Raw genomic sequence first — 14,181 nt, 5'->3', positions numbered from 1 at the left:
TCACTACTCATCATACAGATTCGTGAGCGCGGCTTGATCGATGTCCGCTATCCCGCGCTTTGCGGACTCGAATCAGACGTCGCCTGAAGTCTGAAGAGGGCCAACAACAGACCTCAGCACCAAGAGAGCTTGCCACTGGGCTTGTTGTCCGCAGATGGAGGCTTTGCTGTCTACGTGGTAGAGTTGCCTATGGTTCGCAAAAAGCAGCAAGCCCCGTTGGCATTTGAGAACGCATCCAAGCTTGGGGACTGGCTTGAGAAGCACCATGGCGCTGCGACCGAACTCTGGGTGCGGATCTTCAAATCAGACACGGGCGTGCCGTCGGTGACGTGGAACGATTGCGTTATTGAGTCCATCCGCGTCGGTTGGATCGATGGCCAGATGAAACCTTTCGACGACATGTCGTACTTGCAACGACTTACCCCGAGGAAGGTGAATTCCAATTGGTCGGCCAAGAACTGCCGTCATGCAACAACCCTGATCGCTGAAGGGCGGATGTTTCCCGCTGGATTGGCTCAGGTCGAAGCGGCCAAGTCGGATGGACGATGGGACACCGCATACGCGGGCTCAGCGGACATGACTATCCCGCAAGACTTTCTCGACGCCTTGGAGGACATGCCCGCGGCGAAAGCGTTCTTCGCTACGCTCGATCGCAGAAATCTCTATTCAATCTACTATCGCCTTCATACAGCGAAGAAGCCCGAGACGCGCGCCAGACGGATCGCGCAAATTGTTGCGAAACTGGATCGTGGCGAGAAGTTTCACTGACCCATGCAGCCTCTCGGAATCAGTAAGCCATAGCGGGCAGATGATCGGCTGCACTTTGCCGCTTGTGAAGCAAAACCGGCCGTCGCTCCACCATTTCGATCCGGCATCACCCTGTTCCACGCTGGGTCATTCGCGTCGATTTGCATATCTCCGATATCCGACCTGCCAGCAGTCCTTCTATCGGGGGACGAATCCCGTCTGAATATCAGGGCGGCACAATTCTTGCTCCAATCCAGTCTGCCCAATGCATCCGCCCAGCGGATCGCCTGTTTCCCGGGCATTTTGGATTTGAAATCATTATGCGCTGCCTTGTCGTTGCCGATCTGCATTATTCGCTGCCGCAGTTCGACTGGCTGCTTGCGGCAGCTCCTGAATTCGACGTCGTCATCTTTGCCGGCGATGCGCTCGACATCGGATCGTTCGTCGATTTCCGGGCGCAGATTCTGGTGGTGAAAAAGTACCTGTCACGGCTCTCGCAGGTGACGCGCGTCATTCTCTGCTCCGGCAATCACGATCTCGACGACCGCAGCGCCGAAGGCGAGAAGATCGCGCGCTGGATCGGCGATGTGCGCGAGCTCGGCATCGCCTGCGATGGCGACAGCCTGACCATCGGCGGCACGCGCTTCACGGTGTGCCCGTGGTGGGACGGGCCGCTGGTCAAGAGCCGCATCGAAACCCAGCTTCGCGATGCCGCGCGCGAGCGGACAGAACGCTGGATCTGGGTGCATCACGCGCCGCCGGCGAACTCGCCGACGAGCTGGGGCGGCAAGCGGTTCTTCGGCGACGTCGAACTGGTGCAATGGATCGCGCAATACCAGCCGTCGATGGTGATCTCGGGCCACGTGCATCAGTCGCCCTTCATTCCCGACGGCGCGTGGTTCGATCGCCTCGGCACGACCTGGGTCTTCAACACCGGCCTGCAGCCCGGCCGTCCGCCGGTTTATATCGTGCTCGATCTCGATGAGAGCGCGGCGTTCTGGATTGCGGCCGGTGAAGCGCAACGCATCGATTTGCGCGCGCCCTTGCTACGGCCGGCAGCAACGATCGAGAACCCGCCGACCTGGCTTGAATCTTTGGGCCGGATCGCCGATCCGCTTTTCTCCTCATCGAAAAGCGCCTGAGAAGTTCGAAAAAAGCCCGTGTGACTGGTTACACGACGGCGGCCATCAATTTCCTCAGGGTCCTCACAGAAAGCGTCAGATTGTTCGCGCTGAACGTTGGTGGCGCAAGGCGCGTGTTGTGCAACGACTTGTCGTGGTTTTGAAGCAGATGCTGCGCGAATTTTTGTCGCCGGCTCCCGTTCAATTTGCCGGCGTTGTCGATCATATCAGCCTGGTTGCTGCGCGTGATTTTTGATGAGCCCAGCAGCCCAATACCGCATCCCGCAAATATTGAATGGCATTTTTATAACAGTGGTTCAAAATCCGACCAGCCGCCAGCCAACAGTTCGGTGGAGCCAATGCAGCAGATTGCAGACTGGCTCGAGAAGCTTGGGCTTGGACAATACGCGTTGCGTTTTGCTGAGAACGGAATCGATATCGGTGTCCTTCCCGAGCTAACGGATCAGGACTTCGACAGACTCGGAGTCCTGATCGGCCATCGCCGCAAGATGCTGCGGGCGATCGCCGAACTCAAGCAAGTTGAATTGGTTGGCGAGCAGGCTCGTCAGCGTGATGCCGAGCGACGCCACCTCACCGTGATGTTCTGCGATCTGGTCGGCTCGACCGAGCTCTCTGCCCGCCTTGATCCAGAGGACATGTGGGAGGTAATCCGCGCCTATCGAACCGCCTGCGCCAGGGTTATCGCCACTTACGACGGCAGCATCGCCAGGTTTGTCGGCGACGGCGTGCTCGCCTATTTTGGTTATCCCCGCGCGCACGAGGATGACGCCGAGCGTGCCGTGCGAGCCGGGCTCGACATGATCGCCGCAATCAGGCCGCTCGAAACATGCGCCGAACGGGTTGAGGTGCGGATCGCGATCGCGACCGGGCTTGTCGTGGTGGGCGACCTTATCAGCGGAGGCGCGTTGGAGCAGCAGGCGATGGTCGGCGATACACCGAACATCGCCGCCCGGCTCCAGGGCCTGGCCGAGCCGGGGGCGGTCATCGTTGCGGCTTCAACGCGCGAACTGCTTGGCGATTTGTTCACTTTCCGCAGTCTCGGCCTGCGCCAGGTCAAGGGCATCTCCGAGCCCATCGCGGTCTGGGCGGTAGAAGGTTGGGCGGCGTCGGAGAGCCGCTTCGAGGCGGTGCGCACGGCGCGCTCGCTGGGCTTTGTCGGCCGCAAGCCAGAAATCGAATTCGGGCTCTCGCGCCAGCGGCTGGCGTGGCAGGGTCAAGGCCAGGTGATATTGATTTCCGGCGAGGCGGGAATCGGCAAATCGCGCCTCGTCGCAATGCTCTGCGAGAATCCTGCGTTGGGGGCACACTGCCGGGTGCGGTATCAATGCTCGCCTTACCACATCAACAGTGCGCTTCATCCCTTTATCGCTCAACTCGAGCGTGGCGCCGGTATCAGGTCACAGGACACATCAGAGCAAAAGCTCGACAAGCTTGAGGCAATGCTTGCCCTTGGAACGCAGCAGGTGGCCAACGCAGCGCCGCTGATCGCAGCACTTCTTTCCATCGCAACGGGCGAGCGCTATCCGCCGCTCGGCTTGAACCCGGTGCAGCAGCGGCGGCAGACGTTCGCCGCCCTGCTCGATCAGCTCGAAGGTCTGGCCCGGCAGCAGCCTGTGCTGATTGTCTGCGAGGATATGCATTGGGCCGACGCCACGACACTTGAGCTGTTTGATCTCGCCGTCGACCGGATCAGAGGCTTGCCGATCCTCGCGCTCATGACTTTCCGGCCCGAGTTCGAACCGCCTTGGGCAGGTCTCGCCAATGTCAGCCTGCTGCGGCTCGATAGGCTTGACCGAGAAGACGCGCGCGCTCTGGTCGAGCAGGTGACCGTCGGTCGTCGGCTGCCAGGCGAAATGATGACGCAGATCATCGACAGGACGGATGGCATCCCGCTGTTTGTCGAGGAACTGACCAAGACGATACTGGAATCCGGACTGCTGGTGGAAGATGCCGGGCGCTTTCGCCTGGATCGTCCGCTACCGCCGCTCGCCATCCCCGCGACGCTTCAGGACTCGCTTATGGCGCGCCTTGACCGGCTGGCGCCGGTCAAGGAAGTTGCACAGATAGGCGCCGCCATTGGCCGCGACTTCTCATACACGCTGCTGCGATGTGTGGCGGGGCGCGATGATCTGACGCTGAACGCCGCGCTGAGGCAGTTGGAAGAGGCCGAACTGCTCTTGCGCCGTGGGACGCCGCCGGAAGCGAGCTACAGCTTCAAGCATGCGCTCGTCCAGGAGGCGGCTCATGAGAGCCTGCTCAAGAGCCGCCGGCAACTGCTGCACAGGCATATTGGCGATGTGCTGCGCAACCAGTTTCCGTCCATCGCCGAGACCGAGCCGGAAGTAGTGGCCTATCACTTCACCGAAGCGGGACTCGACGGGGTTGCCCTCGATTGGTGGCACAAGGCAGGCCAGCAGGCACTCAAGCGTTCCGCCTATACCGAGGCAATCGCGCATCTCGGCAAGGCGGTTGCGATTGCCGACGCGCTGCCGGACGACCCGGGCCGAACCATGAACCGGCTTCATCTTCAAATCACCTACAGCCGCGCGCTGCGGGGCAACCTTGGGCACAGCGCCCCCCAAACCGTCGCCGCATGGACGCGCGCTCGGCAATTCGCGGCTGATATCAATGATCCGATTGAACTGGCGCCGATCTATTCGGGATTGTTCAATGCCTGCCTGACGCATGGCGAGATCGCGCCGATGTGGGAATTGGCGGATGCAACCATGAGCGCCGCTAACAGGCGGCCGGACTCGCCGGTAGCCGCAGTTGTCGCGCATTGGACAAACGGGGCAACCTGCTGGTTCGGCGGCGACTATGTGAACGCGAGAACACACCTTGAGCAGGCGCTCGCGGCCTATGGTGCCGAGCCGAATCTTGAGACCTTCAGGGCTTCGACGCTGGACCTGCCGTTCGTCATCATGAGATTTCTTGCGCTGGTGCTTTGGCCGATCGGGCAGGTCGATCGCGCTCGCCGACTCGCGGCAGAGGCGGTGCGTTCCTCGGGAGAAAAGCGAGCGCTCTCGCAAGCCAATGCGCTCGTCCATAAGGCGGTTTTCGATGGACTGTGCGGCGGGCCGTTACAGCAGACAGAGACAATCCTTGCGCTCGCGCTCGCCCGTGACCATACGATGCCGTTGTACGTCGCCGCAGGCACATACCTAACCGGCCTTGCAAAGTGGCGCGCCGGCGACCGGGAGGCCGGGCTTGCGGAAATGCGTCGAGGCTGGACCTTGCTGCACGAAAACGACTGTTACCTTTGCGAACCTTTTTGGGGAATGCAGCTTGCCGTGGCGAATGCGGCGGCAGGACAAACGGACACCGGGCTGGAGATACTGCGCAAATTGATCGCCGTGACGGAACAGTCTGGTCAGCATTGGCTCGATGCCGAACTGCACCGGGTTCAGGGGGAGCTGCTCTTGCGCCGCGATCCGACCGACATCAGCGGGGCCGAAGGTGCCTTTAAGAGGGCGCTCGAGATAGCCCGAAGCCAGCAGACGAAAGCTTTCGAATTGCGTGGCGCAATTGCACTGGCGCATCTTTGCATCAACAACGGCCAAGAAGCGGCTGGATTTGAGGCGCTCGCGCAAGCCCTGGTCGATCTCGATACGGGGCAAGACCTCCCCGAGATCGAGCAAGCGATGAGACTGTTCAGGAAAAGCCGCTAGCCGTTGCTTTCACCAATGCATCTAGAGTCTGGAGTCGGATTGCCGATCCGAGCCTGGCGAGACCTGCGTCGGCGGCAGGTTGATCATGCTCTGCAGGAGCTCGCCGACCATCGAGAGATGGTTACCGTGATCGCCATATTGATGCATGAGGTCGGCGAGATAGGTGGTCGCGACATTGAGGCGCTGTGCCAGTAGCCGCGCAATCAATAGCGCCACCGCGGGCTGGTCACGCAGGAATGCCGCGGCATCGTCGAACTCGTAGATCACAGAGTCGGAAGCGGCACGCACTGTGGCGGTATGGGGCTGGTCGAGCAGCACCGACATCTCACCGAGCATCGCGCCGGGTTCGTTGAGGACCGCAACGACGCTATCGCCCTTGATGACTTCCAGCCGCCCCTCGAGCAGGACGAACAAATGTCCGGTCTTGCTGCCCTCATGAAGGACGAGCATGCCGGCCGCCACCTCTCGCTCCGTTCCTCCGGTACAATAATCCAGGACCGCGCGCATTCGCATCATCTCCGTTTTGCCAAGACTAGGCACTGACAATGCCGAGGTCGAACGGATAAGTGAGGTTTGTTGCTCAAATTGTCGGCACGGAATTCGGCGGCCGCAACCTGATAGCGCGATGAAAACCGAGCGTCAGATCTTTTCGAGCATGGCGGCCTTCAGCTTGGCGATGCGCGCTTCGTCGCGCCTGTAGAACGTCCATTGCTTAACGCGCTTGGCGCTCACCAGGCCCGCCTGTGACAATATCTTCAGATGCTCGCTCACCGTGGGCTGGCTGACGCCGAGCTTTTCCGCAATCAGCACCCCGCACACCCCGTCCTTAACGAGATCGCCATCGACCTGCTCGCGAAAATGCGCCCGCGGGCGCTTCAGCCACTCCAGGATCAGGAGCCGCCGATCGCTGGCCAGCGCGCGAAATGCAGACTCGACGTCGTCGTCCATAGAGGTCATATTGCTAATTAGCTAAATGACTAATTATTGTCAAATCCAAGGAGTGCCGTGATGGACGCGCCGGCAAATGCCGTGACCTCGGAAACGATCGCAACATGTGAACGGCTCATCCGCCCCTTTATCCGGCGGACGCCGGTCGTCGAGGTCGATGGCGCCGAGTTCGGCCTTGCCGGCCACACGCTGACACTCAAGCTCGAGCTTCTGCAGCACTCCGGCTCATTCAAGGCGCGCGGCGCTTTCGCCAATCTGTTGACCCGCGCCGTGCCGCAGGCCGGCGTGGTCGCGGCTTCCGGCGGCAACCATGGCGCGGCGGTCGCCTATGCCGCGATGAAGCTCGGAAAGCCGGCCAAGATCTTCATCCCAAGCGTCTCTTCGCCGGCAAAGGTACAGCGCATCCGGGACTATGGCGCCGACCTCGCGATCGAGGGCGACCGCTATGCCGATGCGCTCGCGGCCAGCGAAACATGGGCGCAACAGACCGGCGCATTGCCGGTGCCGGCCTTCGACCAGAAGGAAACCATCACGGGACAGGGAACGATCGGCCTTGAGCTCTCGGAGCAGGCACCGGATATCGACACGCTGCTGGTATCGGTCGGTGGCGGCGGATTGATCGCGGGCATCGCGGCCTGGTATGCCGGCCGCATCAAGGTGGTCGGCGTCGAACCGCTTGCATCACCGACACTGACCAGAGCATTCGAGGCCGGCCATCCGGTCGATGCCGAAGCGGGCGGTCTCGCGGCGGATTCACTTGCGCCGCGGCGCGTCGGCGAACAGGTCTTTCCGATCGTACAGAAATACGCGCGACAGACCGTGCTGGTCTCCGACGCCGCAATCGCCGACGCACAGGCAGCGCTTTGGCGCGCCTTGCGCATCGTTGCAGAACCCGGTGGCGCCGCGGCGTTCTCTGCAATCCTGTCAGGCGCCTACAAGCCCGTTGCGGGCGAGCGGGTCGCCGTCATCATCAGCGGCGGCAACACAGCCGCGGTAAATTTCGACCTTACCTATTGACCGCCGGCAGGTCACAAGCTCCGGCCAATCCCGTCTCTGCACTGCAGAGGGGGCGCAAGCCGTCATCTTCTTTGGAATCGCTCTAAATTGATTCGCTGGAATCGCTCTAAATCGAGGCATTCGCGACATCCAGTCGCTGACGGCACGACAGCCGCTGCGCTACTGAGACCGGCATCTCCACCACTTTTGTCGGGCAGCTTTCATGATGAAATTTCGCGCTACCGCAGCAACCGCAGCGTTGCTTTGTTTCACCGCGTTCGGAGCCTCGCCGGCGGCCGCCGACGGCGAGGTCAACGTCTACACCTATCGCGAGACCAAGCTGATCCAGCCGCTGTTCGACGCCTTCACCAAGGACACCGGCATCAAGGTCAACGTGGTCTCCGCAAGCTCGGGGCTCGAGCAGCGGATGAAGGCGGAAGGCGCCAACAGCCCTGCCGACGTGCTGCTGACGGTCGACATCGGCCGTATCGATGAGGCCGTGCAGGCCGGCGTCACCCAGCCGATCAAGTCGGTGGTGATCGACGAAATCGTGCCGGCACAGTACCGCGATCCTGATGGACACTGGGCCGGCATCTCGATGCGCGCGCGGGTGATCTACGCCTCGAAGGATCGCGTCAAGCAGGACAAGATCACCTATGAGGAGCTCGCCGATCCCAAGTGGAAGGGCAAGATTTGCATCCGTTCCGGCCAGCACATCTACAATAACGGGCTGTTCGCGGCCTACACCGCCAAGTACGGCGAGGCCAAGGCCGAGGAATGGCTGAAGGGCGTGAAGGCCAATCTGGCGCAGAAGCCCTCGGGCGGCGACCGCGAAGCCGCGCGCGATGTTGCGGCCGGCAAGTGCGACATCGGCATCGGCAACACCTATTACTGGGCGCTGATGATGAACAACGATCCCGAGAAGAAGCCGTGGGCGGAAGCCACCAAGGTGATCCTGCCGACGTTCGAGGGCGGCGGCACCCACGTCAATCTCTCGGGCGTGCTGCTGGCGAAGCATGCGCCGAACAAGGCCAATGCCGTCAAGCTGATCGAGTGGCTGGTCGGCGAAAAGGCGCAGCAGATCTACGCCGATTCCAACTACGAGTACCCGGTTCGCGCCGGCGTCGCCGTCAATCCGACCATTGCAGGCTACGGCAAGCTCACCGCCGATCCGCTGCCGATCGCCAAAATCGCCGCGAATCGCAAGGCCGCCGCGACGTTGGTCGACAAGGTCGGTTTCGATAATTGATCGCATCAAATCGCGATAGCATTCCCGCCATTATGCCCTCTCCCTCCCTGGGAGAGGGCATAATGCTGCATAGCCTTGCGGGTTCATGCCTCAGTGATCTGGCGTGAACCGGACCACCCACGCCGGGCGCATCGCCGCAGCGATTGCGATTGCGACCGCCATTCTTGTTGCCGCCCCCGTCATCTCTATCATCGCACTCGCGCTGCAGCCCGCGCCTGACGTCTGGCGGCATCTGATCGACTACGTGCTGCCGGCAACCGTTCTCGACACCGCGCTGCTCCTCGCCGGCGTCGGCGCCTTGTCGCTTGCGATGGGCACCGGCACCGCGTGGCTGATCTCGCTGCATGAATTTCGCGGGCGCGGGATTCTGCTGTGGCTGGTGCCGCTACCACTGGCCATTCCAACCTATCTTGCGGCCTACGTTTATGTCGACCTGTTTGAGCCGCTGGGCCTGATCCATCGGACGCTGGCGCTGTGGCTTCCGATGCAGGACGCTGTGCGGGCGCTTCCCATCCTGCGCTCCCTGCCTGGCGCCGTCTTCGTGATCGCGCTGGTACTCTACCCCTACGTCTATTTGTCGGCACGGCCGATGTTTCAGCTGCAGAGTGCCGAATTCGCCGAAGCCGCCAAGACGCTCGGCGCCGGCCGCTGGACCACCTTCTGGCGCATTTCGCTGCCGATGGCGCGGCCGGCGCTGGCGGTCGGCGTCGCGCTGGTGTCGCTGGAAACGCTGAACGACATCGGCGCCAGCGAATATCTCGGCGTCCGCACGCTCACGGTGTCGGTATTCACGACCTGGCTCAACCGCGGTAGCCTCGCCGGTGCCGCCCAGCTATCCTGCTTCATGCTGGCAATCGTGGCCGGACTGATCGCGATCGAGCGTTACGGCCGCCGCAATGTCACGACGGAGTTTTCCGCCGAAAGCCCGCGGTTGACGCAACGGACAAAGCTCTCCGGGATCAAGGGCGGATGCGCCTTCGCCGCCTGCCTGCTGCCGGTCTGTCTCGGATTTCTGGTGCCGCTGCTCTATCTCGCGCATCAGAGCTTCAGGCGCGGGCTGTTTGCCAATTTAGACACCGCGTTGTGGCGCGACGCCTTCAACTCGGTAGCCTTTGCCAGCCTGGCCACCCTGACCGCGCTCCTGCTTGGCTTTGCAACGATCCTCGCCTGGCGCTGGCGGCCGAATGCGCTGCGCTTCATGGCAATGAACATCGCGCAGACCGGCTACACCCTGCCCGGGCTGGTGCTGGCGCTCGGGCTGCTCGCGCCGGTGCTCGCGATCGACAATGCGCTGAACACGCTCGCCGAATGGCTCGGACGATCGCCGCCGGGACTGATCGTGATCGGCTCGGGTGCTGCCGTGGTGATCGCCTATGTGATCCGGTTTCTGGCGGTGCCGACCGGCTTTATCAAGGCGGGATTCGAGCGCATTCCGCGCGACTACGACGACAGCGCGCGCGCCGTCGGCGCCGGCCAGACCACGACGATGCGGCTGATCCATCTGCCGCTCTTGCGCCCCGCGATGCTGGGGGCGGCGATTGTCGTGTTCGTGGATTGCCTGAAAGAATTGCCGGCAACGCTGCTGCTGCGACCGCTCAATGTCGAAACGCTGGCGACCTCGATCTACCAGTACGCCAGCCGCGGCAGTTTCGAGGAAGGTGCGCTGGCAGCGCTATTGATCGTCGCCGCCAGCATCGGCCCGGTGGCGTGGCTGACGCGGTTTTCCGATATTCCGAGCGGGCCGGCGTAGGTCGAGCGACACAGACTTGACTTCCGTCGTCCCTGTGACCGCATGCGTTCGCAGGGACGACAACGACAGCGGCCTGCCACACGCCACCTACATCACGCGCACAAACCGCCGGAAGCCCGGCGAACCTGTAATCGCTTCGAATGCGGGATCACGCTTTTCTTCGGCAAAGGAAAATCCCGCCTTCGCGTAACATCGCTCGGCCGCCTCATTGCCGATCAGGAACGAGATCGATGCCTGCTTGAAGCCGGCATGCTTGCCGGCGGCGAGTGCGTGATCGATCAGTGCCTGTATTAACCCGCAGCCGCGATATTCAGGCAGCGTGGCGACGTGCTCGATCAGCCAGTCGCCCTCGCCGCCCTGCACCCAGCAATTCCTCGTGTAAGCGCCACGCTGAAAGATCGCCGCTACATCCGATGCGCCGAGCCCGCTCTCGGCCGCCGCCATCTCAATCGCCGCTTTCGCAGCCGCACCCGTGCCCGAAGCGGGCAAGGCGCACAGCGAGGCTGCCGACGTACCTTCGACCTCGGCGATGATGAATTGCGAAACGTGCCACCACGACGGCTCGTGCCACCACGACGGCTGTTGTGCAGTGGCAATCCGCTCGACGAAGGCGAGGCATTGCGGCTCGCCACAGCCGAGCGCGATATCGAACCAGCCGCGCGGCAGCGGGCCGCGCTGCGAAGCCAGGATGTTGCGGGCAATGAAGCCGGCATCATTGTCGCACGCGGGACGGATCGCAGGCCGCGACCGCCCCGCCGCCATTACGCGTTCTTCAGCGCGACACGGAACTCGGCTTCGGTCTTGGCCTTCACCTCTTCCAGCGTGACGCCGTCGGCAAGCTCGATCAGCGCCATGCCGTCCTTGCCGTGCTTGTCGATAGTGAACACAGCAAGATCCGTCACCACCATGTCGACGACGCGTTCGCCGGTCAGCGGCAGCGTGCACTTCTTCAGAAGCTTCGGGCCGTCCTTGGCGGAGTGCTCCATCACCACCACGACGCGCTTGACGCCGGCGACGAGATCCATCGCGCCGCCCATGCCCTTGACCATCTTGCCGGGGATCATCCAGTTGGCGAGATCGCCGTTCTGCGCCACCTGCATCGCGCCGAGGATCGACAAATCCATATGGCCGCCGCGGATCATGCCGAAGGAGTCCGCGCTCGAGAAATAACTGGTCGATGGCAGCTCGCTCACCGTCTGCTTGCCGGCGTTGATCAGGTCGGCGTCTTCCTCGCCCTCATAAGGGAACGGGCCCATGCCGAGCATGCCGTTTTCGCTCTGCAGGCTGACGTCGATGCCCTCGGGGATGTAGTTCGAGACCAGCGTCGGAATGCCGATGCCGAGATTGACGTAGTAGCCGTCGCGCAATTCCTTCGCGGCGCGCGCGGCCATCTGTTCGCGGGTCCAGGCCATCAGATTTCTACTCCCGTTGCGGCCGCGGACGCGCTCGACGGGCGCGGCCGGGTATTGCGGAATTCGATGCGCTTCTTTCCGGTGCCGACCTCGATGATGCGTTTGACGAAAATGCCCGGCGTGTGGATGTGGTCGGGATTGAGTTCGCCGGCCGGAACCAGATGCTCGACCTCGGCCACCGTGATCTTCGCGGCAGTCGCCATCATCGGGTTAAAGTTGCGCGCGGTCTTGCGGTAGATCAGGTTCCCGGCGGTATCGCCCTTCCAGGCGTGGACGATAGCAAGATCGGCAAACAGGCCGCGCTCCATGATGTATTTCTCGCCGTCGAACTCCTTCACTTCCTTGCCTTCGGCGATTAGCGTCCCGACGCCGGTCTTGGTGTAGAAGGCGGGGATGCCGGCGCCGCCGGCGCGAATGCGCTCAGCCAGCGTGCCCTGCGGATTGAATTCGAGTTCCAGCTCGCCCGCGAGGTATTGCTGCGCGAACAGCTTGTTCTCGCCGACATAGGACGAGATCATCTTCCGGATCTGCCGGGTTTCCAGGAGCCGGCTGAGGCCAATGCCGTCGACGCCCGCATTGTTGGAGACGACCGTCAGATTCTTGACGCCGGAATCGCGGATCGCGTCCGACAGCGTCTCGGCGATGCCGCACAGCCCGAAACCGCCGGACATGATCATCATGCCGTCCTTGAGAACGCCATCGAGTGCCGATTTGGCGTCGGGATAAACCTTGTTCATGCAAATAAGACCTGATGGAGGGGGTGGCGGAAGGCCAGCATGAGCGGATTATTAGGCGGATTTTTCGCGATGCGTCAATGCGCTCAGCCGCCGATAACGCCCTTCAGACCCGCGTAGATTGAGCCCGCCGCGGTCCCCACCACCCCGAGCAGCGGACCGGCGGTCGTCATCAGGTCCTGAATGGTTCGCGCGCGACGGCGAAGATGCTCTTCGCCGACATGCCGACCGAGCAGGCCCGCCACCTTGTAGGCCACGGGATTGGGCTTGCCGCCGCCTTGCGTCATCGTCATCGGCAAAATCTCGAACATCAGCGACCCGAGAATATTGCCGGTCACGAATGCGAGCGCAATGCTCAGCGAATATTCAATTACCTCCCGCCATTCGACCCACGGACCCGGCACGATCGGAACATTGTCGTTGATACCGGTCACGGTCAGCATGCACATCACCGCGATCGCTGCGGTCAGGAGCCCGACCAGTAAGGCGCCGCGCAAGCCGACCTTGTGACGCGCACGGATCAGCAGTCCGAACGGCAGCGGGATGATCACCGAGGCGAGCCGGAGATAAAGCGGACTCACGTTCAAAGTGATGGTGACAAGGATGTGGGCAGCAACCAGCAGGACGACGGGGACGAGGATATAGGCCAGGGCGTGAACGATATAGAAACGGGCCGGCGAGCGAATCCGTTCGATGCGCGCTCGGATGCGGCCGAGTTCACGCTGCAGCCCGTCCAGCTCGAGGACGATTTCCTGGATCTCGAAAATGACCGGGCGCACGATCCGCAAATCGCGCGAGCAATGCTTGCAGACGACCGCCTCATCCTTGATTGTTTCGGCGCAGAACGGGCATTGCATCAGGCTGATCGTTTTCTGTTTCGCCGCAGTGCTTCCAGCTCGGCGCGCGCCTGGTCCACTTCCAGCCGCAACATGTCACGTTTGCGCGCCAGTTCGTCACGCTCCGCGAGCAGTGATTCCGGCACGGCCAGCTCGCGCGAGCAGGAGCCGCAAATGCGCGCCTCGGGCGGATTTTCCCGCACGCAATATGGACAGGCGGCGCTCAGGGGGCCACCTTGAGAACGAAGCTGGTGGTTCCGATGCGGCCGTCACTATCCTTGACGTCGACTCGCACCATGTGCTCGCCGGCCGGCAGTTCAACCTCCGGCATGTCGATGCCGGTCGGCTGAACGAAGGACCTGACCCGCGACGTGAGATCGACGTTCGGGGTGCGGAGATAGATGACCTTGACGGAGTCAGGGTCGATCTTCGCGCCGCCATAAGGCTCGAATTTCAGCCGAAAGTGCATCGGAGATCGAAGCTCTCCTGGGCTGGTCACAACATCGACCTTCGGGCCGCGCGTGATTCCCCGCCGCTCGCTCGCCACAGCGCCCTTCGGCGGTGGCAAGGCTGCTTCTTCGGGCGTGATCAGAACCTGCGCGGCGTCTGCCGGCAGCGGCCCCGCGATGACCACAGCGCTCGACAGCAGCAACGCCAATTTCCAGCTTCGCACGATCGCTCTTCCTCTGCTCTCCATTG

The 14,181-nt window shown here is 62.4% G+C and carries 15 protein-coding genes; 6 read left to right on the top strand and 9 right to left on the bottom strand.

From position 1 onward, the window contains the following. Nucleotides 1-189 precede the first annotated feature (189 nt). Entirely contained in the window at nt 190-768 is a 579-nt protein-coding gene (locus HCN50_RS12140) for a YdeI/OmpD-associated family protein (RefSeq protein ID WP_171709860.1), read from the top strand. A 299-nt stretch (nt 769-1,067) separates the two neighbouring features. Further along, the gene (locus HCN50_RS12135) at nt 1,068-1,889 is read left to right on the top strand and encodes a metallophosphoesterase family protein (protein WP_171709859.1); all 822 of its coding nucleotides are present in this window, start codon (nt 1,068-1,070) and stop codon (nt 1,887-1,889) included. Nucleotides 1,890-1,917: 28 nt separating this feature from the next. On the opposite strand, the gene HCN50_RS12130 is transcribed toward HCN50_RS12135, so the two are convergent. Continuing rightward, nucleotides 1,918-2,094, bottom strand: coding sequence for a hypothetical protein (locus HCN50_RS12130; RefSeq protein WP_171709858.1), 177 nt, complete (start codon nt 2,092-2,094; stop codon nt 1,918-1,920). 133 nt (nt 2,095-2,227) lie between these two features. On the opposite strand from HCN50_RS12130, the gene HCN50_RS12125 reads away from it, so the two are divergent. Further along, nucleotides 2,228-5,557, top strand: coding sequence for an adenylate/guanylate cyclase domain-containing protein (locus tag HCN50_RS12125; RefSeq protein WP_171710002.1), 3,330 nt, complete (start codon nt 2,228-2,230; stop codon nt 5,555-5,557). A 21-nt stretch (nt 5,558-5,578) separates the two neighbouring features. Here HCN50_RS12125 and HCN50_RS12120 read toward each other — a convergent pair whose 3' ends face one another. Continuing rightward, nucleotides 5,579-6,064, bottom strand: a complete 486-nt coding sequence (locus tag HCN50_RS12120; RefSeq protein WP_171709857.1) for a Crp/Fnr family transcriptional regulator — start codon at nt 6,062-6,064, stop codon at nt 5,579-5,581. Between the two features lie 132 nt (nt 6,065-6,196). Continuing rightward, nucleotides 6,197-6,505 carry an ArsR/SmtB family transcription factor gene (locus HCN50_RS12115; RefSeq protein WP_171709856.1) on the bottom strand — a complete coding sequence of 103 codons (309 nt, stop codon included), beginning with the start codon at nt 6,503-6,505 and terminating at the stop codon, nt 6,197-6,199. A 60-nt stretch (nt 6,506-6,565) separates the two neighbouring features. Between HCN50_RS12115 and HCN50_RS12110 the strand changes: the two genes are divergently transcribed. The 3 genes from HCN50_RS12110 (at nt 6,566) to HCN50_RS12100 (ending at nt 10,500) form a co-directional block, all read left to right on the top strand. Next, entirely contained in the window at nt 6,566-7,522 is a 957-nt protein-coding gene (locus HCN50_RS12110) for a threonine/serine dehydratase (RefSeq protein ID WP_171709855.1), read from the top strand. 202 nt (nt 7,523-7,724) lie between these two features. Next, on the top strand, nt 7,725-8,750 hold the full coding sequence (locus tag HCN50_RS12105; RefSeq protein WP_171709854.1) for a Fe(3+) ABC transporter substrate-binding protein: 1,026 nt from the start codon (nt 7,725-7,727) through the stop codon (nt 8,748-8,750). A 103-nt stretch (nt 8,751-8,853) separates the two neighbouring features. Further along, nucleotides 8,854-10,500 (top strand): ABC transporter permease, encoded by a 1,647-nt coding sequence (locus HCN50_RS12100; RefSeq protein ID WP_171709853.1) that lies wholly within the window; start codon nt 8,854-8,856, stop codon nt 10,498-10,500. A gap of 87 nt (nt 10,501-10,587) precedes the next feature. On the opposite strand, the gene HCN50_RS12095 is transcribed toward HCN50_RS12100, so the two are convergent. The 6 genes from HCN50_RS12095 to HCN50_RS12070 form a co-directional block, all read right to left on the bottom strand. Beyond that, the gene (locus tag HCN50_RS12095; protein ID WP_171709852.1) at nt 10,588-11,262 is read right to left on the bottom strand and encodes a GNAT family N-acetyltransferase; all 675 of its coding nucleotides are present in this window, start codon (nt 11,260-11,262) and stop codon (nt 10,588-10,590) included. Continuing rightward, nucleotides 11,262-11,912, bottom strand: coding sequence for a CoA transferase subunit B (locus HCN50_RS12090; protein ID WP_171709851.1), 651 nt, complete (start codon nt 11,910-11,912; stop codon nt 11,262-11,264). The genes HCN50_RS12095 and HCN50_RS12090 overlap by 1 nt, the downstream gene beginning before the upstream one ends. Beyond that, complete coding sequence (locus HCN50_RS12085; protein ID WP_171709850.1) at nt 11,912-12,649, bottom strand: CoA transferase subunit A; 738 nt, start codon at nt 12,647-12,649, stop codon at nt 11,912-11,914. The genes HCN50_RS12090 and HCN50_RS12085 overlap by 1 nt, the downstream gene beginning before the upstream one ends. Before the next feature lie 83 nt (nt 12,650-12,732). Further along, nucleotides 12,733-13,503: a hypothetical protein gene (locus HCN50_RS12080; RefSeq protein ID WP_171709849.1), complete on the bottom strand. Its 771-nt coding sequence runs from the start codon at nt 13,501-13,503 to the stop codon at nt 12,733-12,735. Then, nucleotides 13,503-13,628, bottom strand: a complete 126-nt coding sequence (locus tag HCN50_RS34240; RefSeq protein WP_283812068.1) for a hypothetical protein — start codon at nt 13,626-13,628, stop codon at nt 13,503-13,505. Before HCN50_RS34240 ends, HCN50_RS12080 begins: the two co-directional genes overlap by 1 nt. Before the next feature lie 77 nt (nt 13,629-13,705). After that, a complete protein-coding gene (locus tag HCN50_RS12070; protein ID WP_311968033.1) occupies nt 13,706-14,155 on the bottom strand; it encodes a hypothetical protein in 450 nt (149 codons plus the stop codon). Nucleotides 14,156-14,181 lie beyond the last annotated feature (26 nt).

The organism is Bradyrhizobium archetypum (assembly GCF_013114835.1).
Taxonomy (GTDB): domain Bacteria; phylum Pseudomonadota; class Alphaproteobacteria; order Rhizobiales; family Xanthobacteraceae; genus Bradyrhizobium; species Bradyrhizobium archetypum.
The sequence above is the reverse complement of the archived record's forward strand: the minus strand, read 5'-3'. Positions and strand labels throughout refer to the sequence as shown.